This window comes from Vibrio sp. FE10 (genome assembly GCF_030297155.1).
GTDB lineage: Bacteria > Pseudomonadota > Gammaproteobacteria > Enterobacterales > Vibrionaceae > Vibrio > Vibrio apostichopi.
Window position 1 is genome coordinate 2,859,424 of sequence record NZ_AP028067.1, and the last position, 21,374, is coordinate 2,880,797.

The 21,374-nt window shown below is 40.9% G+C and carries 15 protein-coding genes and 2 pseudogenes; 4 read left to right on the plus strand and 13 right to left on the minus strand.

Features of this window, described 5'->3' with window-relative positions; all coding sequences use genetic code 11:
- Window positions 1-67: 67 nt before the first annotated feature.
- From QUF19_RS12700 to QUF19_RS12740, 9 genes and pseudogenes are all read right to left on the minus strand, one after another.
- Entirely contained in the window at window positions 68-865 is a 798-nt protein-coding gene (locus QUF19_RS12700; RefSeq protein WP_136994787.1) for a CPBP family intramembrane glutamic endopeptidase, read from the minus strand.
- Between the two features lie 506 nt (window positions 866-1,371).
- On the minus strand, window positions 1,372-2,637 hold the full coding sequence (locus QUF19_RS12705; protein ID WP_286294328.1) for an MFS transporter: 1,266 nt from the start codon (window positions 2,635-2,637) through the stop codon (window positions 1,372-1,374).
- A 205-nt stretch (window positions 2,638-2,842) separates the two neighbouring features.
- Window positions 2,843-2,956, minus strand: a pseudogene (locus tag QUF19_RS12710) (IS630 family transposase); the annotation flags it as partial.
- Between the two features lies 1 nt (window position 2,957).
- The gene (locus QUF19_RS12715; protein WP_237297765.1) at window positions 2,958-3,383 is read right to left on the minus strand and encodes an HIT family protein; all 426 of its coding nucleotides are present in this window, start codon (window positions 3,381-3,383) and stop codon (window positions 2,958-2,960) included.
- A gap of 3 nt (window positions 3,384-3,386) precedes the next feature.
- Complete coding sequence (gene asnB, locus QUF19_RS12720; RefSeq protein WP_237297766.1) at window positions 3,387-5,324, minus strand: asparagine synthase (glutamine-hydrolyzing); 1,938 nt, start codon at window positions 5,322-5,324, stop codon at window positions 3,387-3,389.
- Between the two features lie 8 nt (window positions 5,325-5,332).
- Window positions 5,333-6,559 (minus strand): ATP-grasp domain-containing protein, encoded by a 1,227-nt coding sequence (locus QUF19_RS12725; RefSeq protein WP_237297767.1) that lies wholly within the window; start codon window positions 6,557-6,559, stop codon window positions 5,333-5,335.
- A gap of 13 nt (window positions 6,560-6,572) precedes the next feature.
- Window positions 6,573-7,871, minus strand: coding sequence for a SidA/IucD/PvdA family monooxygenase (locus QUF19_RS12730; RefSeq protein ID WP_237297768.1), 1,299 nt, complete (start codon window positions 7,869-7,871; stop codon window positions 6,573-6,575).
- 9 nt (window positions 7,872-7,880) lie between these two features.
- Window positions 7,881-9,140, minus strand: a complete 1,260-nt coding sequence (locus QUF19_RS12735; RefSeq protein WP_286294338.1) for an aminotransferase class V-fold PLP-dependent enzyme — start codon at window positions 9,138-9,140, stop codon at window positions 7,881-7,883.
- Between the two features lie 219 nt (window positions 9,141-9,359).
- Window positions 9,360-10,592: an ATP-grasp domain-containing protein gene (locus QUF19_RS12740; protein WP_286294339.1), complete on the minus strand. Its 1,233-nt coding sequence runs from the start codon at window positions 10,590-10,592 to the stop codon at window positions 9,360-9,362.
- Between the two features lie 504 nt (window positions 10,593-11,096).
- Here QUF19_RS12740 and QUF19_RS12745 point away from each other — a divergent pair.
- The 3 genes from QUF19_RS12745 to ltrA all read left to right on the plus strand — a co-directional run bounded on the left by QUF19_RS12745 (window position 11,097) and on the right by ltrA (window position 14,527).
- Window positions 11,097-11,234: a hypothetical protein gene (locus tag QUF19_RS12745; protein WP_434784921.1), complete on the plus strand. Its 138-nt coding sequence runs from the start codon at window positions 11,097-11,099 to the stop codon at window positions 11,232-11,234.
- Between the two features lie 30 nt (window positions 11,235-11,264).
- A complete protein-coding gene (locus tag QUF19_RS12750) occupies window positions 11,265-12,185 on the plus strand; it encodes an IS5 family transposase (RefSeq protein WP_010430770.1) in 921 nt (306 codons plus the stop codon).
- 869 nt (window positions 12,186-13,054) lie between these two features.
- On the plus strand, window positions 13,055-14,527 hold the full coding sequence (ltrA, locus tag QUF19_RS12755) for a group II intron reverse transcriptase/maturase (RefSeq protein WP_286294342.1): 1,473 nt from the start codon (window positions 13,055-13,057) through the stop codon (window positions 14,525-14,527).
- A 451-nt stretch (window positions 14,528-14,978) separates the two neighbouring features.
- Here the strand turns inward: ltrA and QUF19_RS12760 are convergent, their stop codons facing one another.
- The 4 genes from QUF19_RS12760 to QUF19_RS12775 are packed head-to-tail and all read right to left on the minus strand — an operon-like array spanning window position 14,979 to window position 20,842.
- Entirely contained in the window at window positions 14,979-15,377 is a 399-nt protein-coding gene (locus tag QUF19_RS12760) for a hypothetical protein (RefSeq protein ID WP_065612604.1), read from the minus strand.
- Window positions 15,367-17,460 carry a hypothetical protein gene (locus QUF19_RS12765; protein ID WP_286294346.1) on the minus strand — a complete coding sequence of 698 codons (2,094 nt, stop codon included), beginning with the start codon at window positions 17,458-17,460 and terminating at the stop codon, window positions 15,367-15,369. The genes QUF19_RS12760 and QUF19_RS12765 overlap by 11 nt, the downstream gene beginning before the upstream one ends.
- Window positions 17,457-19,361 carry a hypothetical protein gene (locus QUF19_RS12770; RefSeq protein WP_286294347.1) on the minus strand — a complete coding sequence of 635 codons (1,905 nt, stop codon included), beginning with the start codon at window positions 19,359-19,361 and terminating at the stop codon, window positions 17,457-17,459. Before QUF19_RS12770 ends, QUF19_RS12765 begins: the two co-directional genes overlap by 4 nt.
- Window positions 19,361-20,842: a tyrosine-type recombinase/integrase gene (locus QUF19_RS12775; protein WP_286294350.1), complete on the minus strand. Its 1,482-nt coding sequence runs from the start codon at window positions 20,840-20,842 to the stop codon at window positions 19,361-19,363. The genes QUF19_RS12770 and QUF19_RS12775 overlap by 1 nt, the downstream gene beginning before the upstream one ends.
- A gap of 77 nt (window positions 20,843-20,919) precedes the next feature.
- On the opposite strand from QUF19_RS12775, the pseudogene QUF19_RS12780 reads away from it, so the two are divergent.
- Window positions 20,920-21,372 (plus strand): annotated as a pseudogene (locus QUF19_RS12780) (SPFH domain-containing protein); the annotation flags it as partial.
- Between the last annotated feature and the right edge of the window lie 2 nt (window positions 21,373-21,374).

A 21,374-nucleotide genomic window follows, 5' to 3' on the forward strand; every position in this document is an offset into this window, starting at 1 on the left:
CGATAAGTGTGGTGATTTCATTGATTATTGCCTCAGTCCTTATAGTGATGAAGCGGTTACTAAAACCTTATTGTATTGATTTTTCCTTGCGTTTAATAATCAATAGTGCCAAAAAAGATACAGCTAATGCCATTATAGAAACGGTTGTTCCGATGTTCCCACTTGGTGCAAAGTCCCAATCATTAAAGAAAAATGCGGGTACGATAAAAACTTCCACTGTATATATCCACAAATTATAAATCGTATGAAAAATTATAGCGCTATATATACTCATGTATTTCAGTAGAACTATTGATGCAGTGATACCTAGAGAAAAAGCAACGACAGGGTCTTCATGGCCGTAGGCGAATAAGAGTGACGATAAAATTACGCCTACAAACTTGTTTCTCAAAAGTAAGCATATGCTACTTAGCAAGATAAACCTGAAGAAAAACTCCTCTGATAACGGAGCTAATATAACGGTTTCGAAAAGATAATTTAGTTTCTCGCTTACTTCCAGTTCACCACTAACGAGAAATCCTACGATATAGTCGACTTCTTGTCCCGTGACATATTTCCGGATAAATTCCATATAGAACAACGTGATACAAGCCACGCCAATCGCTAGCACAGTAATTGGGAATACATGATGAGTAAAAGAGGAAACTTGTGGAGTTACTGAAAAGAGGCTATTTTCACTTTTCTTTAAAGTAAGCATCATCACAAACGCCACCACCCAAAAAAGGCCTCGAAGATCATTAAAACCCATGTCGCCCCATAGGTAATATAAGGCAAGTGCCAATATGCTTATGGGTAACGAGGTTTTAAGTCCTACGGTGGGAAAGTTATCCATTTGTACCATATCTAAATTTATTAATTCCTGCATTTAAAGGTTACATTTATATCACCCGCCTCACATTAATTTCAATCGTATCGAGATCTTCACGACTAAATAATCTGGTGAAAAACAGGAACAGGATATGTATATGTATGGGTTTAACTCTGACGGATTTTGAGGCACACGCGTTTTAGAGTCATAGCACTAAGGCGTTCTTGTCCCAAAGCATGGCGGCATAACACGTCTCTGGACAAAGGCGAGTTGGCGAGATTAGGAGCTTGTTAGATTTCGGATTAGCTGAGTCTAATCCGATTAATACTGAATATAGCTGATATGGCAATACCCATCAGCATCTTTGGTGGTGAACACAGTGACGTTTCGGTTTACTGCTGAGCTTGCATAGACAAAACGAAAGCGTTCAATTAACACTCAGTTTTAAATTAGGGTAAGAGTTAGGTCTGCCACACATTTATTTTGTCATGAATTAAGCCGCTACTGTTCAGGTAAGGAAACATTGAGATTCCTTACCTAATAGTTGGTATCACAACCCGATTTTATTGTTTGAATGCTGATGGGTACATAGATTTATATAAGCCATCTAACTTTTGATTTGACTGACCTAGAACGAACCGTGTTTTCTTCGAAAATATAGGTAAAAAAGAGGTAAAAAATATTATTACCCCCATGTATCCGATTAAACAGTATTTCTGTTCGTAATCAAAACTTTCCTGAAAATAACCAAACAAATAGCTTCCTAACGGTATGGTTCCAATACATAAAAACAATATAGCACCTTCCAACTTACCTCTGTAAGAGTTTGGGACTGCAAAAACCCGAACACTATTACACGCTACACCTTTAACAGTAAGTCCGAATCCAGAAATGCACAAGCCAAGAGCTTTAATATAAACCCAATCAAACACAGAGAATAAAATAACGCCAATTCCAATCATCATATTACCTAAAACAATAGGATAAATACGCTTATATAAATTGAAATCTAGTTTTGAAATTAAGGCTGCCCCTGATAGCATTCCAACTGCAAACATGGATTCAAGTAGGGCTAAGGTCGTAGCATCAGACTTCAATTCACGAGATACATAATATGGTAACACTACCATTAACAATGGTGTTAATACGAAGTTATTAAGCATTGCTGTATAACATATGATCTTTTCGCTTTTTATATAATGTAACGTTTTGAATCCTTGTGTAATACGGCTTATAAATTTCTCACCTTGGACAATATCAACAGAAACACTTCCTTTTTCATTAATGGATAAAAATAAAATTAACACTAGTGAGACCAAGAAAAAGGACACAACAACAAGACTAGCAGGTTCAACCCCCAGTAAAGCAATCATTGTCCCACCAATAACCGATCCTATTATTGATTGTGCCGAATTAAAAGTAGCAGCTAAACTAACAGATTTATCCAGTTGTTCTTTAGTTGCAATGAATGGAAGCAGAGTGTTTATGCTCGCGGTAGTTATGGAGTTAGTTACAGCCAATACACATGCACACATACTAATAATAGTAATTGATCCGCTATAAACACCAACATCAATCAAGAAAATCAATGAAAACGAGAGTGAAAAAATACCTCCTAAAATGAGGATGTTTTTCTTTTTAAATCTGTCAAAACTGTCACCGACTAAAGGTAAGGAAGTAAGATTGAAAGCCCACATTAGGGCAACAATTGTACCTAAATCTAGGCTATTACTAGACTTGGTAACGATAAACCAAACCAATATAATGTTAAAACTTCGATAAGCCAATAGGCTTAATGCACTTGCAATAAGAAAAAAATACAACCTCATATAAACCCAATTCTATAATGAAAACTAAAAAACAAAACTAAAATAGCCATATATTGAACTATATTAAGTTAATTAAAAACCTAAAACGACAAGTATAAAAACTAGAGATCAGACAAATGAACAATTTTCAGAGCAACCTGTCAAATCAATAGTTTTTAAGATAAGAAGTAAATAATTAATTATATAAAATTAACGCTATACCCGCTCAACTTGAAGATGCAGGTTTCATAATTTGAAAATTATCCGTAATTCTGGATACCGGTGAGCCTGCAACGTTTGGCAGCATCACATTGAAAAATTCATTAATAGCTATTGTAAATTCAATGATCACGGGTATATAAATTAAAACTAAGTATTTTATCCTTAACTTCCTGAAGATCTTCTGCACTTACAATCGAACCATTAGAAGAAACCCAACTAAAACCATCACCCTTTTTCCTAGGAAATAAATGTAAATGGAAGTGAGACAGTTCGTTGAACTCTCCATTATTCTGAATCATTGATAAACCATCGGCACCGAAACAGTACTTTAATAATATACTTAACTCTTTTGCCTTTGAAAATATCTTTCTAGATACATTTTCAGGTAAATCCCAAAAATCTACGAAATGTTCTTTGGGGCAAATTAAAATATGCCCTCTAGTAATCGGTCGATGATCTAAAAAACATATAATATCGTCAGATTCATAAATTACGTGAGACTGTTCTATACCTTTTGAAATTGAACAAGCAATGCAATTAATCATAAACTACCTAACACCAATATTAAATTCTCTTTGCATAATACAAATTGATAGCACAAACGTCAAAATTCGATCTAATTCCATTCTCGAACTTGGTTCTATACTTCTGAGGCTATCGAATGACTTTAGAACCTTCTTGGGGCAATAAAATGGCTGATCTTTAATACTCTGCGAAGTAAAAGTATCACCCATGTAATCATACAAAGGAGAACTTACTAAGTCGCTAGAATGTACTTTTACTGGAGGAGCCATAAATGGTTCTTTACATTGATTGAGCACAGTTGGATGTACACGCCCTTCCATAGCCGCCCTTAACAAATACTTTTCAGTACTTCCTGAAATTTTCAATTTGCTTGGTACGCTCATAAGAAACTTATAAAGATTATGATCTAAGAAAGGCACCCTACCTTCTACGGAATTAGCCATTTCTGCCCTATCACCTAAAACATTTAAAATATAAGATGGTAAGACCGATTCTTGCCACAAATTCAAAGATCGATGTAATATGTCACCCTTCATTGTCTTCGACCAATCAATGTGCTTTATAATATCCGTATAGGGGGTCAACCTTTGGTGATGAGCACTTAGCTCTGGTTTATATAAACTTGAAAAAACTTTACCTCGCTGACTTCCCGTCCTCATCATCCCGGGTTTGTAACCAAAAATTTCTCCAAATCGCTCTAAGTCTTTCTCGATCTCTCCTTCTAACAAAAAACCCGGAAACTTAGAGTAATTCCCATACATTTCATTTAACAGTTTTTTGCCATCTGATTCAGACATATGTTGGCGTTCATATCGAAATACATCTTCACGAAAATGGGGGTAACCACCTAGAACTTCGTCAGCCCCTTCACCAGTTAAAACAACTTTACATCCATTTTGACGCACAAAGCCACTCAGTAGTACTTTCGCTATACCGTGTGTGTTCCCAAAAGGTGTTTCGAATGAACGAACTGACTTATCAAAATTATCTACAATATCTTGCTCAGTAACTCGTAATACGTTCAGTTTCGAACCTACAAAGTCCGCTTGAAGTTTCGCCCTATCAAGTTCATCGTAGTTTTCATTATCAAATACAATGGTATATGATTCTGGTGCTTTACCACTGACTCTTGCAGCTGTCCCTAATACCGCCCCTGAATCAATACCACCACTCAAATAACAGCCAATATCGACATCAGCAACCATGCGTTGTTTAACTGCATCGTCAAAATGCTCAAGGAAACCAGTCACAAAGTCATGCTCATTGAGATTAAGATCCGGTTCATAGGAACCTTTTTCCCAATACGGTTTTATTTCAACGGAATTATTATCCGTAATAGTCAAATAGTGACCTGCTGGTACCTGGTAAATACCTTCAAAACACGAATCTCGACTAGGGTAAAGCATTCGCTCTGAGCTATATACAGCGGATTGATTCCAAACAGGTTTGACACCAAGAGCCAATAGACCTTTAATTTCTGAAGATAAATATACACTTCCGTTACTAATCGCATAATAGAGAGGCTTAATCCCAAACCTATCACGTGCGGCCAACAAACGTTTGTTAACATCATCCCAGAGAACAAAAGAAAACTCTCCACGGAGGTGATCAAATAGATTCAACCCATAGTGTTTGTACAAAGGAAGAAGTATTTCACTATCTGATTGAGTTCTGAAAGGATAAGATTGGCGATACTTCTCTCTTATATCTTTATATCCATAGAGCTCACCATTTACGACAGAAACAACAGAGCCTGTATCATCTACAATTGGTTGTAACCCTGAGTCTAATCCGATTAAGCTTAATCGAGTATGCCCCATAGAGATGTTGCCATCATTTGAAGTCCAAATGTTTCGTTCGTCTGGGCCCCTATGATTGATATCATCAAGTGCACGACGAACATTATTCACATCTACTTTTTCTAAATTTGAAAAGTTATATTGACTAACAAAACCACACATAAACTATCCTACCAAACTGGAGTAAGTAACTCGCCACTGTTCGTTTTTATTCTAATATTCACAATATCTGTCTCGACATCGACCTTACTGCCAGTTAAGATTCCTACCCAGCCAGCCCCATCAACACCAACTTTTTTTAGATCGTCATTTTCGTTACAAAGTTGAACATGTTTGCTTTTAGTAGATTCAGGTATATGTATGCTTCCCAGTTTACAACTTTCTGGCGCACCATACGTTACCCCCATGCATTCAATAAGATTGCCCTTGTAAGGCGATTCTAAAGGGAGACTATTCGGGAAAAGCGTTAGTCTAATAACATGCTCCATAACCTTCGACAAAGGTATTGAGTTGGAGTCAGCTATCAATTGAGATATTGATCCACCTGCTATTCGTCCGATGTTGGCGTCGATCAAATAAGACTTTCCACCAGAAGCTAAAAACTCAGAGTGAAAATATCCATTCTTAAGCTTACTGCGCACAAGCACTTTGGAAATAATTTCTTTAGCCATGGCAAAAGAACCTGGATCTATCTCTTTTTCACCAGGAAAGTAAGCTACGGTCAAAGTATTCTCATGTCTTTCCCTATAAGTCGCGCCAACTATATTGACATCACCGTTTTCTATATAGCCTTCTAAGCTAAAGAACTCCCCTTCGATGTATTGTTGTGCTAACCAAGTACCCTTAGCCAGACTTGAACTATACGTTTCTTCTATAATACTCGGTATTTCATTAACGTTGGTTTCTAGGTCAATCGGAAATGACCCAATACTAGCGCTTATTTCAGATGGCTTAACCACTAACTTCCTATGCTTATCAAGTAATTGAGAAATTTTGTTCGGGTTAAAATCTGTAAGGTTAAAAGATAGCGTTTCCGGACTTCCCTCTAGGGCAAGTTTGCTTGTAATTTCTTTTTGTAATAGATAAAGAAGTGCTAAATCTGGACCGTTAACGTCTAGAGCTAGTGCAACTTGTATAGCATTACGCATCGCTCGATCAGTCAAAGACATTACAGCTTCAACATCAGAAATATCGTTATCTTGAATACATTGAATTATATTTTCATAACGAGATGTATCTTCAAAGTATAAGGTATAACAAAAAATATCTTTTAGTATATCCCCTCGATACAGCTCAGGGTTAAGAATAAATACAGGCTCGTATCCCATGTTTTCACAAGCCTTTGCTGCAGACGGCGAGCTAATGTGTGATGCATCAATAAATATTATTTTTTTCATTACGTTACCATATTTAAACTTCGTGACTATTTATCAAGCTATCGCAGATTACTTTACTGCGTATAGATACCGAGCTAATTGAGCCTGCATCACCTAGTCCATGCGTTGATTCGCATAATCCATTTAGATAGAACGATTTATATGTTCTGTTTGTTCCTGGCGGTACGAAGTCTAAACTATAATCGCGGTTTATCTGTAAAAGCCCTTGTTCACTTTCATTAATATAGCCCTTTACATTATGTAGTAATGGACAGTAAGTATCATATCTATCCCCATGACCTAAATCTTTAAAGCCTGTTGCCAATATTACGTGATCAAAGGATTCAGACGAGCTCTCATTTAAAAGTTCATTTGTATATGAAATTTCTATTGAGTCATCCTTTTCAACAACATTATTAATCTTACTGTTATTCCTTATAAACACCCTCTCTCTCTCTAAAATCTTGTCTTCATATAAACTTTGATACAAACCATCAAGTACATCTTTATCAACAGATGAATAATTAGAATTACGTAAATGTGATGTAAGCTTTTCCTTTTGCAAGTTAGATGCACTATAGAAGTGATCAATGAATTCTGGATAGAAAACCTCATAAGAAAATGGACTTGTATCTTTAAGCTTATAACTGAAAGATCGTATCAGATTAGTTATTTTTGCATTAGGGAAGCGGGACTTCAGATCTAAAACAATTTCTATGGCGCTTTGGCTGCTTCCAACAACACAAAAAGTGTCCTCATCTCCATTTTTAATGTTGGATATGTAAGAACGATAGTTTGTAAGATGAGTCGCTCTACCATTGCTTATGCCAGAAAACTCTTCTGGTATGTTAATTGAGCGACCATGGCCTAGAACAACTTTTTTGCACAGGTAAGTATCACCTGTTGAGGTTGTAACTTTGAAGATTGGTTCTTCATTTTCAAAGTCACCAGTATATTCAATACTGACGACTGCTTCATTGTACTTGACTTTGTCCTCGAAAAATTTGGAGCACCATTCGATGTATTTTGAATATTCTGTTCTAAAAGGAAACTTCATTCCTAGATTAAAATGAGAAAATAGCCTTCCATGTTCAAACAAATAGTTTATGAACGTATATCTACTTCTTGGATTTACTGGTGTGATCAAGTCTCGATGAGGAGAATTTTGAATGTCGCTCCCAGGAATCGTCATTTCTTCTTGCCACTTCGAATTGGCTTTACTCTCCAAGAACAACATAGATAATTGGCTATTGTTTTCTTGTAAGGAAATTGCCAAACCTATGTTAGAAACGTTAAAACCCACACCGATAATATCAATTATATTACTTTGCAAAATATACCTTTACTTTATTAATTTGTGAGAAACAAAAAAGTCGTTGATTAAAACCTCTATTACATCTTCTGTATAGGTAGGCTTTATTACTATTCGGAAACAATTTACGGACTGCCCATCAAACAGGACTTCGCTATATGGCACCAGCCACCCTAGGGATTCAAATTTCTGGCTTATATCGTCATAGGTAGACTTATCTCCCCCTTCAATAAACCACGACAAAATAGGAAGCTGGTGTTTTTTATGGTTAATGAACTTTACTTTATGAATATCAGCTAAACGTGACTCCATATAATTTTTCATTCTGTACAAATATTCAATGTTTGATTGGTAACCGATAAACCCATAGCGTTTTATCAAATAATATTGAGAAATAATCCCCACACAGTTTTGACTAAATGTCACACCTAAATGATTGAACTCTTCTTTTAAATAGCCGATTCTGCTCCATAAACCTTCGGATATTTCATTCTTATTTTTCCAGAGAATCCAACCTATGCTAGGATATGTAAAACCGTATTTATGACCTGAAACACTTATCGATTGAACAAGCTCCAATCGGAAATCCCATATATATCCAGGAAAGCTAAATGGAGCTACAAAACCACCACTGGCAGCATCTATATGAATTGAAATTTCCCTTCCTTCCTTAATCGAATAATTGAGAAGGGCATTGTGGATTTCATAAACTGGGTCAAACATGCCTATACCCGTGGTACCAAGTGTTAGACCCACCCCAATAGTATTTTCATCTACAGCAAGCAAAAATCTTTGAGTAAAATCTCGTTCATCTTTTGTATACTTAACAGTTTTAACATCAATATCGAGTATTTTTGCCGCATTAGTCCATGCAGAGTGAGAGTGATCGCTTATTACAATATTAAGTCCCTTAGAAAGTCGGCTTCTTTTTTTCCAATTCAAACATGCTAATAGTATTGCTTCGCTTGAACCTACCGTACTTAACCCAAGTCCATTCTCACTAGTATCAATGTTGAATAGCTTAAATAAAAAGTCGATGCAACTATTATTCATATCTTGAAAACTGTGATATTCATTTGCATTAACTTTATTGTAACTAAGGGAGTTTTTTATGACTTCAGCAACTTCGTCATCCATGTTAGTCAAACAATATGTACCTAGGTTTTGCCAAGGTTGGATCTGTTCCGATAATAGCGTCTTAATATGCTGAGTTGTGGACTTGGTCGTCATAGCATACTTTTTCTCAAAAGGTATTGATTTATAAGCTTTCTTTTCAGCAATCAACTCCATAGTATTCTCTTTTTATTTTAGATAAGTGATATGAAAAATTAATTAAAATATAATAACCATTAGTTTATTAACAGCATTAATAGTATTATTTTTATGTATTTATTGACCTAGTATTCGTTATTGAGGATCAATTTATTACTATGTTTGACTTAGAAAATACTAATTATAAATTAAATATCCTCATACTAAAGACTGCAATCTTTAAGATATTAACCCCCATCAGTTATTCATATACCAGAGGTTTTGATTTTCTACCCAATCATCAATAGCCATAAACAAAGATTTCATTTCTTTATCCCCGTTTGTTTTCGTAACAAACTGCTGAACCATTGCAACACTGCCGGTTGGGTTTGTATATTCCGTACCAATAACACCTTGGACTTGATAATCTTCAACTCCTTTAATAGTGCAGGATTTTGGAAGTGACATTAACACTCCTTTTTTTGGCGGAATTAAGTACCAACCCCAAGTGTCCTCAGGTTCATGTATAACATTTTCAAAATCTGGCTCGAGACCTGCCTGAGCTTGAACATGAACCTTCCAAAGGTCAATGTTCATAGAATAATTAATTGTTTCCCAAATTCCTCCACCTCCGCAGCGTGATCCAATTTCACAAAAAACGAATTTTCCATCTTGCGTTTTCCAAAATTCTGCATGAAATGTAGTTGCATCTGGAGAAGGTAAGTTTTTCAGTACCTTTTCAGTTAGTATTTTTAATGTTCTAAAATCAGCGCTATCTTTATCAACGAAAATACTACCTAAAGGTTTATTCACTTGGTAACTAAGACAATCATTGTAATAATAAGATGCCCAAATAAATTTAATTTTACCATCCTGATAAAAGCCATCAATATGGTACATTTTCCCGTCAATAAATTCTTCGACTAAGAATTCCTTTCCCTGTTCATAATCAGCTACCACACTCGCTAATTTTTCCTCTGAACTTATTACTTTCGTACCTATTGAGCCGGCACCATCTACATCTTTGTATACACATGGGAATCCAAAGTCATTAACATGTTCAATTAAATCTACAACTGAATTGCCAGATTCCCAAGCTGCCATATCAACTTTATCTTTGAGGTAGGTTTTCATCACTTTTTTGTTTCTATATGCATGCGCTGATAAAAACCTTTGTCCCGGAATATCAAACATATCCCGTAACTTGCCTACTCGTTCTAAGCCGTGCTCATCTATTCCAATCAAATGAGTAATTCCATGTTCTTTTATTATCTCAACGGCTTTTTGTACAACTAAAGAGTTTTTCCTAAAGTTAGTAAAGTAGTGATACTCTTTAAACTTCGATAATATAAACCTTGGTGACACACTCATGTTCTGATGAATAGACTCTTCACCTATAAGTAAATATAATTCTGTATCATTTCCTTCAAGCCATCTGTAAAAAGGAACACGTTCCAAACAAAATGGAGTAATTACGAGTATCTTTCTCATACGCAAACCTTCTAAAACCTCGGTGTTAGTTATCAAAAAATATTTATTAAAATCGAGGATGCTATCGGAAACTCACCCTCCTGTAATATGAAATAGCTCTCATTATTTACAGTTCCTCTATCGTAAACTCCATAGGTTTATTTTTTAAATTTGTTGAAGAATTTATCGGATGTCTACTATTATTTATCAATTTTAAATTATCATTTTTTAATTTCCATTCGTGGTTTATAACTTAGCTAAAAATATAAATAATAGCACCCATGAAATCACTTAATATTACCGAGTCAAGGGTGTAAATTAACTGGAGATGCACCTTACACACACTTGTGTTGCTTATCAATGTGTTGCACATCTTTCATTCTGAATAATGTGGCATTTTTCACAAAACCTGGGTGGATGTTATCAATTATGTCACTATATGTAGCAATCCCGTTTCTTTTGTGATAGAGCCGTAATCATTGTAGATGCTTGATTTTCAATAGAATTAGGATCACGCTACGTATCATGAAAATTACACTGACTCCTCAACAGAAACGGCAACTCGAACAAATGCAAGACACTGAGCGTGATAGTCGAGTTTGCGACCGTATTAAGGCTTTGTTGCGTAATTCAATGGAACTAAATCAAGAACCTACGATCTGATCAGCTACGTTCACTCTATCTCGTAGCCCTATGCCTAAACCACGTTACAAAACAACCAACTGGAAGCAATACAACCAATCACTCATTAACCGTGGTTCTCTGACCTTTTGGATTGATGAAGAAGCAATAAGCGGGTGGGCGCAAAGCAAACAGAATAAGCGCGGGAGGCCGCGTCGGTTCAGTGATTTAGCTATCACGACAGCACTTATGGTCAAACGAGTTTTTTCTATGCCATTGAGAGCGCTTCAAGGATTTATCGACTCGATATTTAGGTTAGCTCATGTACCGTTAAGTTGTCCGCATTACACCTGCATCAGTCGTAGAGCCAAGCAAGTTGAGGTTTCATTTAAGACTAAAGCGAGAGGAGCAATACAGCACCTAGCTATTGATGCTACTGGCCTTAAGGTTTATGGCGAAGGTGAATGGAAAGTCAAAAAACACGGGACGGATGGCAAGCGTAGAGTCTGGCGAAAGCTTCATATTGCCGTCGATACCAACACTCATGAGATCATTGCCGCCGAGCTAAGTTTATCGACGGTTACAGATGGAGAAGTACTCCCGAACTTACTGAAACAAACACGCCGAAGTATCCTTGAGGTGTCTGGTGATGGCGCTTACGACACGAGAGCGTGTCACGCTGCTATTAAGATTAAGGGGGCCATTGCGCTTATTCCCCCAAGAGAAGGAGCAGCCTTCTGGGAGCGTGGTCACCCTCGAAATATTGCCGTGGGTTGTCAGAAGTTATACGGCTCAAATAAGTATTGGAAAGAGCGGTATGGATACCACAAACGTTCACTCTCAGAAACGGCGATGTATCGAGTTAAACAGTTACTAGGAGGACGATTGAGCTTAATAAATTATAATGCACAGGTGGGTGAAACTTACGCGATGATAAAAGCGTTGAACAAGCTTACTGGATTAGGTATGCCTGAAACTTGTCGTATTGACTAAGAAATACGCGAAATGGGGCTGCTCTGTCTCTAAACTGAATTACGCAACAAAGCCTCCCGCTTGTTGCAGGGATGCGCTTAAATTTAAGAGAGATGGAATTGAATATATGGTGTGCTGTAGCCCTGAGACTAAGTCGGAAGAGGACATCGCTAAATGTAAAAGGATATTAAAATTTGAAATTTTATTTCCGTTCCTTTCGTGTTAATAGAGTGGAATGTATGAGAATAAAATTAAATTCAATCAACGTGCCTATCCAAAGAAAATTGTGACAACAAAGTTTGAAACTCACTTTGGGGCGTGCGACGTGAAGTCGTATGAAGCGCTGTTCACCGCTTAATGTGTGAACCATCTGTATCACCAGATGAACCTAAGGCTCTGAATAAAGTAGCGAGTCTGACAATGTAACGAAGATTGGCTATTAGCCAATCGGGATCTGAATCGTGAGAGAACGATCCTCCTGATAACCACAATCGGGTGAGTGCTAGGTAGTCAGTATGATGAACAGAAGTGAATCCGCGTAAAGTGCGTTATGTGATGAAACAGCGGAAGTGGTTAATACGCTGTAGCCAAAAGGCACGAGAGTCGGAAAGAGATTGCCCCATGCTCTTTCGTGATCATTGAACTCTTCGCACCATAGCGGGCATCTACCCTGACATTGCGCAACATACGGAACACGGTAAGCCTGTATCACTCCCTTTGGGAAAGCCTATGTGGCCGATAGTGATGCAGGTATAGGAGGTTGGAAAAAGCGAAGGCTGCATTGTAACGATGCAGATACAGACCTGTGTCTGATCACGAAAGTGAGCCCACTTCCGACTGGTCTCCCGTTGCGAGAGAATTTGAAGAACTTTATTCAAGGAGAAACGCAAATGATGATTTCAAAAGAGATTAGTGCCTCTCCTGACAGCATTCAATGGCAGTCAATCGACTGGAAATCTGTTGAGTCGCACGTATTAAAGCTCCAGATGCGTATCGCAAAGGCAACTCGAGAAGGTAAACACGGCAAAGTGAAAGCTTTGCAATGGATACTGACTCACTCGCGTTCAGCAAAACTTCTTGCTGTTAAGCGAGTGTCACAAAACAAAGGCAGTAAAACGCCTGGAATAGATGGTGTTATCTGGAATACAGATACACGCCGCATGAAAGCAGTTAATCAATTGAGTCGAAAAGCTTACCAAGCTAGACCACTCAAGCGTCTCTATATCCCCAAAAAGAATGGCAAACTTCGACCACTGGGTATCCCGTGCATGATAGACAGAGCGCAACAAGCGCTTCACCTATTAGCGTTAGAGCCCGTATCGGAAAGCCTTGCAGACCCTAACAGTTACGGTTTTCGACCAAAACGCAGCACGGCTGATGCTATCGGACAGTGTTTCATCTGCCTGAGTCAGAAGCGTTCAGCGCAATGGGTTCTTGAAGGGGACATCAAAGCCTGTTTCGACAAAATCGGGCATCAATGGCTGATGAATAATGTTGCCGTTGATAAGCGTATGTTGGGGCAATGGCTAAAGTCTGGCTTTATAGACAAAGGGCTGTTCTATGACACCAACGAAGGCACGCCTCAAGGTGGGATTATATCCCCAACCTTGATGTTAATGACGCTCTCTGGTCTCGAACAGCAAATTAAGTCTACCGCTCTCAAAAAGGGAGCAAGAGCCAACTTTATTGGATACGCCGACGATTTCATCGTCACTTGCGCTTCAAAGGAAGTGCTTGAGAACGATATCAAACCGTTGATTGCTGACTTCTTAGCTGAACGAGGCTTAACACTCTCCGAAGAGAAAACGCACATCACTCACATCAACGATGGCTTTGATTTCCTAGGTTTTAATCATAGGAAGTACAAAGGAAAATTGCTCATTAAGCCGAGTAAATCCAACACGTTAATGTTCTTAAGTAATCTGCGTGAACTCATCAAAAAGCACGTAACCCTTCCAGTGAATGATCTTATCAAACTGATAAATCCGAAACTCAGGGGATGGTCGAACTACTATCGACACTGCGTGGCAAAACAGATATTCGGTTATGTAGGTCACAAACTATTCCATACGTTATGGCACTGGACGAAAAGGCGTCATCCAACAAAGTCTAAAACTTGGATCGCCCTAAAATACTTCATCAACCGTAAAGGACAATGGCAGTTTCACGGTTGGCAGAAGATCATGGATATGGATTGCCAGTTCAATCTCTTCCAAATAGCTAAAGTGCCGATAGAAAGACATGTGAAAATCCGAAGTGCAGCGACACCATTTGACCCTCAATACCAAGAGTACTTGGCAAAGAGAAAGTCCAAAAGGCTAGCCCGTAACTCTTGGAAAGAGCCTGTCCCGACTGCGTTATAAGTTGCTGGGTATCATTTGATGCCTTTGTGGAGGCTTGAGCCTAGTGCAGTGAAAGTTGCACGCTGGGTTCTTAGGGAGACGGCACTTGGTAACAAGTGTCGTCCACCCGACAAAGACGTGTTTGCCGAGATCGGCGTCACATAATCCGCCAGACCTGACATTACTCAAAACAGATCAATATTTTTTGTAAATGAACGAGCTTTATTGCCCGCCGATAGTAGGCCTGCACATGCAAAATTGCAGCAGGTATGATGCCGGATACTCATCATCGCAGAGTTAAATACCAGTCGGCTTGAGGGGACGTAAATAAGGAGTCTATAGGGTGCGAGAAGGCTTGGCTTATACGTCACTATGGGTTTACGCGGATTAACTCGGGGTCGTGATTGGGTCTAAATGGGGCATGAAGCCCCCTTTATTGGCTGGCCGCCGTTGAAGAGGTGGCTTTGACATATCAAATTTCGCTTTTTATGGCTTTGCCTGTCAGCTCCGCCAGTTGAGCCTCTAACTTACGGGCATAATCGATAAGTCTTACTTCGCGCTCCAGCGCTGCGTCAAGCTTGGCTTTGCAGTCAGCATACGAGCCTTCGGATTCGATAGCCTTTTTCTTCATGCTGTCGAACTTGCGTTTGGCGACGGTGTTATGCCCGGCATCTTGTTTGCGTCGTGCCTGCTGGATCTTCTCAACTAACTCAGGGTGACGCTTCGGTTTGATATAGCCAGAATCAAATCCAGCTTCCTGCGACACAATCGAATTGGTGATCGGAACACCGAGAAACTTCTGGTTATTTGGCTGCCCTTTAATCAGGCGCTCTAACGCTTCTTCACAACGATCTAAGCCTTTACCCGCCATTGAAGGTCTCCCTACGGTTAATTTTGTACTCACGATAATCCTCCAGCGTTCTCAGCTCCGCTGCCAGACTCTTATATTCGCCACTGTCTTTTTCAAACTTTTTCATATCTTGTTTGATTTCCACAATCAGCGCTTCCACCTTTGACATTTTCGTACTGGAGTCAGGGCAAGTTAAGCAGTGCCCAGCACTGACGTCTCCCAATACATAATCGTCACAGGGGGTCAGCCCGACGCAGCCACCCACCAAGTTCTCCCGGTACGTCATTTCACCCGCCGCTACTTTTCTCTCGGTTTCGGCTCTGACTTCGATGATAAATACCTCGTCATCCGGCGTGTCAGCACGCAATCGTTCAATATAACCTCCGCGCTTACCAAATAAACTTTCATCGCCAAGGATTAATTCGTTCATTAATTGACCCGCCTTAGCCACATGAATACCGGTTTGCACTTCGTGAATAATGTGGTGATCCGGAAGCACATACTCTCCAGTATCTTCATCATATACCCCGAACACCTGAGTTATTTTGTCAAAGCCGTTCGTGTAGTAGCGCGACATCCCTGCACACACATGATGATACTGTCGCCGCAGGGTGGGTAATTTAACCAACCCAGAGTTTGAGCCGTACATTGCAAGTGAACGTCGGCCTTGGTGGGAAGTCAATGGCCATATCTCTCCCACGCCAAACATAGGATCATCCATCCAGTCGCGAGAACCATCAATCGCCGAGAGAAGAGACAGGTCCTTGTCGGTAATAGTGATGTCGGATATCCAGTGACTTATATGACGCTTTCTAAGGTTAGGGTATGCCACCTGCCCACGCTGTGCCGAGTGGGTAATTACTGTCGGGCTGATGAAGATTTTCTGCTCTGAATAATTCACGCCACAAACAGCAGATAATCCACGGGCTATTCCCTTAACGATTGTAACTGCCCTTAGCGCCTCTTCAGGTAATAGCCAGCGAGAAACCTTTCGATAGCCAGTGAATTTGGTCGTGGTACTGATCACGTCAATCATTCGCGCCTCAACGACTACGCCGTCATCACCCTTTCTTTCGGACGTGATCTCCTCTTGCTCAACACAGTTATACTCGATGCGCAGAGCCTCCTTGTCGCGCATACCAGTGTAGATGTGAATAGTCATTTTTAACAGCGCCTGCACCTTGTGTAACCACATAGTTAAATCCCTGACACTATTGATGTCGAATGTTTTGGCGAAACCAACTAAGCGGTATTTGCTGAGAGCCTCTGGGAATGTCGGGCGGTAATGAAAATCTAATATGTCTCGCGAATGCCTTTCCTGAGTTTCCTCTGTACGCCCATAAAACGGATCAGAAAAGCGAGCTATAAACTTTTCAAGCTTCTTTATATGAGGCTCAATCAAGTCCATAGAATCATCGAAGCGATTCAATAGAGCGACATATATATCCGGCGGTATCGGGGGGTGCTGGTTTACTGTTTTTTCTTCACTGTCAACCTCAATATCTTCGCGAAAGCCCTTGGGGATCCCAATGCCGGTCTTATTTTCACCGATTGTTTCAAGGTGGGACAACAAGCCTCGAAGTAATCTGATACGCCATTCAGGTATATCTGGTTGCATGAGATATTTGGCGATCCACATCTTTGAGCTAAACACATCTCTTAGTGAAAGTGACGTCACAAATGGATTGTCGGAGATCATTTTCAGACAGAAGCAGCTCATGTGAGACAACAAGCGATAATACAAGTAGAGGGTGCCTATGGTCATGCGCCCTGTGTGCCCAGTTTGACGATAGTACATCAACAGGAATAAGATATACTTCGTCTCAGCAATCCAGCCCGCTAGCGCTTGTTTCTGCTCCTCATCAAGAGCTTTGCGCCCCACCAACATGTCGAAGTTAATCACAGGCTTATTTACCGGATCATACGGAATGAAGCTCCACTTTACCTGATGGTAAACGGCATGAGGCTCGCCCTCAGCGTCCCGACACAATACCAAGTCATTCAGGTTGTCTATACCGTCGCTACTCGAATACTCGTCAGGCATTAAAGCCGATGGTATGCCTTCCAAGGATAGTTTGAATTTCAGTATTTCATCTGTGCTCATTGCAACCCCATTACCCTTTCTAGTCGGCGAACCTTTAACTCCCAATACGTTGACAGTTCCCCGTATTCGAAGATCTCTTCCTTTATCCTGTCAATCATATCGTTGATTTCGCAGGATAATCTTCGTAACCTTACAATCACCCCCTTGATGCGAAGCTCTAGCGCCTGATACACCTCATCCGCCCGCTTATAATCGGGTAGGTACTCGCGCATCATCTGTGCAACAAACAGCAGGCTTAATAGCTTGCGCACGTCTGTTTCGTCAGCATGGCAGGCATAATTAACACAAAACAGGCACCCCTGACCCCGATTGCAATCTGGCTGAATCGGAGGGGTTTCGTCGCCTGCAACAGGGTGGTTATATTCTACACAGTGACCGGCTGCAATCTCGACGTCCTTATACGCTGATTGCAGATCTTTTACTTTAATACGCACACTTTTTACCGACGCCCAGTATTTACCTAACTCACTCTCTTGGTCTTCCGCTGTGCCCTTGCTATAGATTTTATTTGACGTTCCCTCTCCGTGCTGCAAGCTATCTGCCACTACAACATCATCTTCGTCCGCCTTTTTCATATCGTTAGTTTTCCACAGGCGCATTTCGCCCGTAGTCAGGGTCTTAAAGTCCCCCGGCAATATGGAGCCTCGAAATTTTTTCCAGTGCACTGTGTAGAACCTTTCGGTTAATTGCTTTGGTTGGCTGTGAGGATAACGCTTGCTGAAAAACAGCCACTCGCACTCCTGACCGTCCAATATATGATCCCGTAGTTTCAGAAACTTTTTGAACAGGGTTATGCCCCTTCGACCTAATGGGTAGATTACCAGCTTACCTTTTGCGCGAAGCTTCACGCTTCCAAAGTTATTATTAAATTTCTCCTTGCGCAGCTGATAATGGGAATCCCAAGGAATAGTCAGGAGAGTTGACGTATTTGCAGCGACCGAGAAGTTGAATAGCTGTATGTAGCAGCGCATTGCAAGCGTCGCCATCGACCAGCGCGCAGCATGGTACTTATCGCTGTTTGCTTGCGCAAGGTTATCCATGACTACCCTGTACTCTCTTGGTGGATAATACCTAGGCAGACTCTCCTTAATCGTCTTGTAATCGAATATCTTCCCCGTCTCGTAATCAAAGGGATATGGTATTGAACCTCGGTTACCATTATTTTCGTCGGATTGATAAGGCGTCAGAAACGGGCGAACCTTAATCGGAAATGCATACGCCGTGAAAGCCTTATATGTGATTTCCCACGGGTACGGTTTGTGGTTAATGATGCAGTCGGCGATAGTCTCAAAGGTGGTCAGAAACACATCCATAGCTTCTTCAACCTTCTTGGTTCTTGGGGCCTCTGTGCCTGATGGTGGTTTCTTTACTCTAGAGATGGAAGCATTAATGAAGCGGTAATCCTCGGGGAAGGCGTATTTAAATAGTATTCGGGCAGCCTGCTGGTCTCGAAACGCAGCGTGTGCTGTCACCAACTTATTAAGTAACCCGTCCCTGAGATGTTCAGTATACGCCCAGTATGCCGCAGTCGCAGCTTTGACAGAGCTGAGCACTTCTTCATGGCCATTCTCGTCAAACCAGCGCAGAGCCCGGTTAAACTCATAATGCAACCCACGGATAGTGTTGTCGGTGTCCTTGGTCGAGTGGATATAATCGAGGAAGTTAAGAATAAAGGGACGACGAGACACTATCAGGCTGCCTTTATCAACCTTAAGTCCCTTAGACCATGTTTCTTTTTCGCGTGTCCCAAGCTCGCGCCTTGAATATGCGAGAGAGCCGATATCTCGCGGATTTTCAATGGTAGCCAGCTTCACCATTACATTCTCTGGATGAATGCGTTCCAAGCCGACAAACTCTGGATCTTGTGGTTCGATGGAGACATTACGCAAAGCAAGGGGCATTACGCGACCTCCTCGTTAATCTGCACACTGTCAAATAAGCGCTCTTCGTAACGCTCCTGTGCTTCGAGGCGAAGGTTGGTCATCTTAAACAACTGAAGGTAGTGCTCGGTGGTCTCGCGCAGCTTATGTCCGAGGCGTCTCTGGATCAGAACTATAGCATCACTCATACCCAGTTGCCCACTGTCCACCAGAGGCGTAAGAAATTTGTAAAAGCGATATGCGTATGTTGCCCGAGTCCAATGGAAGGTGTAATCCGAAGGAAAGTGTTTAGGCTCTGCCGCCTTTATTTTCCGGGTAACGGTCTGGAGGTAATTACCCTCCGGCGGTGTCTTCAACTTCCGGTATAGCGGATCATCTTTTGCCATATATAACGGGTTGCCTTGATTCGACAGAAAAACGTAAATATCATCGTCCGGCATTTCATTGTTTTCTTCTTGAAGGTCTTCAGACCTCGGATTTCTCGCTGCCTTGAACTTTGCAACCTTTTTCATATAATCCGCGCTATTGAGGTAAATGTGGAGCCGCTCGATAAGCTCACGAGGAAAATGAATAGCGAGGACTCGGCCACCCTTGGTGTCAATGCCGATAGCAGATGAGCAATTCAATCGCACTGTGCCATACTCATCCGGCTTCCCCTGCATTAACTTGTCTACATGCTTCTTGCGCAAGGTCAGCACAGTCTGTTTACGCGCTCCCGTATCCAGCGCTACTTGGTATATCAGTCGCTCAGTCGCGGTAAACTGCGTTGTCCCCAGTATAGCGCGCAGCAAGTCAAACTCATCATCATACAGGGGCCTTAGATCCTCCCCCTCATCCCTGACGAAGCCCTGACGGACACTTGATGCTTGTGGCGTAACAACCGTCTGGGAGCGTACCTTGACCTCTTTCGACATTACCTTGCCCCAGTTGGTCTCGAATTTGATAAATGCCCTATGGGTTTTGTCTACACGAGTTAAATCAAGCTCAATATGCGGTTGCTCGTGCAGCCACTCATAAAATTGGTAAACGGTGGCAGTGTGCTGGTTCAGGTTGCCTGCGCTGATCCCTCTTTTCAGAAGGTGATAAAAGTAGGCATAGGAAACGCGGTGGGCTGGACGCAGTGATTTAAAGTCGAGCAGATCATACCCATAATTAGCTTCAGTAAATAGCTTGTACTCCATCAGCTGCTTGGCTTTATGATTTAGCTGCTTAAAGGTGGCGTCGGTTTTGTTAAACAGTAACGACCATAGAAATTGATTACCATCATGCCAAGGAGTAATACCATCGTCTTCCCACAGCACCGGGAAGTTATATACGGTATCATCGAAACGAGTGACCTTAGGGCGCTTGGATTCGGAGTGAATGTAGTAAGACTCGCGTCCGTCAACGGGGCATTCGGTGACGGTTTGGCTGCGACCAACGAAGTCTGGCTTTTCGGTTATAATTGAGCCGGAAGCAAAAGGAATTCTGTCTATGTATGTGATGCGGCCTGCGGTTGTCATGGCTAAGTATCCCTGTCAATCAAGGACTGTCAAACTACTATAACTCACCGTGATGCGTCAATCCTAATAACTCACCCCGAATCGAGATCAAAGACGTGCAGCCACCAGCGGATCTAACCGCAGCGATGAATGCACAAATGAAAGCTGAACGTAACAAGCGTGCTGATATCTTAGAGGCTGAGGGTGTAAGGCAAGCTGAGATCCTAAAAGCCGAAGGTCATAAGCAATCAGAAATCTTAAAAGCGGAAGGCCAAAAGCAAGCAGCAATCCTGCAAGCCGAAGCTCGTGAACGTGCAGCAGAAGCAGAAGCTAAAGCGACAGAGATGGTATCAAACGCGATTGCTCAAGGCGACATGCAAGCCGTCAACTACTTCATCGCACAAGGCTATACTGATGCTCTGAAATCAATTGGCCAAGCAGAAAACGGTAAGATCATTATGTTACCGTTAGAGGCGACAGGGCTAATGGGCTCAGTCGCAGGCATCGCCGAGATGTTTGCACAAAGCAATGACAAAGGCAGTAAGGACTAAGT

Bases quoted from the DNA above. Each gene is read 5' to 3' on its own strand.
- QUF19_RS12715 (WP_237297765.1), bottom strand. From the start codon at position 3,383: ATGATTAATTGCATTGCTTGTTCAATTTCAAAAGGTATAGAACAGTCT.
- QUF19_RS12760 (WP_065612604.1), bottom strand. From the start codon at position 15,377: ATGGCGGGTAAAGGCTTAGATCGTTGTGAAGAAGCGTTAGAGCGCCTG.
- QUF19_RS12740 (WP_286294339.1), bottom strand. From the start codon at position 10,592: ATGAGAAAGATACTCGTAATTACTCCATTTTGTTTGGAACGTGTTCCT.
- QUF19_RS12765 (WP_286294346.1), bottom strand. From the start codon at position 17,460: ATGAGCACAGATGAAATACTGAAATTCAAACTATCCTTGGAAGGCATA.
- QUF19_RS12700 (WP_136994787.1), bottom strand. From the start codon at position 865: ATGCAGGAATTAATAAATTTAGATATGGTACAAATGGATAACTTTCCC.
- QUF19_RS12775 (WP_286294350.1), bottom strand. From the start codon at position 20,842: ATGACAACCGCAGGCCGCATCACATACATAGACAGAATTCCTTTTGCT.
- asnB (WP_237297766.1), bottom strand. From the start codon at position 5,324: ATGTGTGGTTTTGTTAGTCAATATAACTTTTCAAATTTAGAAAAAGTA.
- QUF19_RS12770 (WP_286294347.1), bottom strand. From the start codon at position 19,361: ATGCCCCTTGCTTTGCGTAATGTCTCCATCGAACCACAAGATCCAGAG.
- QUF19_RS12735 (WP_286294338.1), bottom strand. From the start codon at position 9,140: ATGGAGTTGATTGCTGAAAAGAAAGCTTATAAATCAATACCTTTTGAG.
- QUF19_RS12705 (WP_286294328.1), bottom strand. From the start codon at position 2,637: ATGAGGTTGTATTTTTTTCTTATTGCAAGTGCATTAAGCCTATTGGCT.
- QUF19_RS12725 (WP_237297767.1), bottom strand. From the start codon at position 6,559: ATGAAAAAAATAATATTTATTGATGCATCACACATTAGCTCGCCGTCT.
- ltrA (WP_286294342.1), top strand. From the start codon at position 13,055: ATGATGATTTCAAAAGAGATTAGTGCCTCTCCTGACAGCATTCAATGG.
- QUF19_RS12750 (WP_010430770.1), top strand. From the start codon at position 11,265: ATGCCTAAACCACGTTACAAAACAACCAACTGGAAGCAATACAACCAA.
- QUF19_RS12745 (WP_434784921.1), top strand. From the start codon at position 11,097: ATGAAAATTACACTGACTCCTCAACAGAAACGGCAACTCGAACAAATG.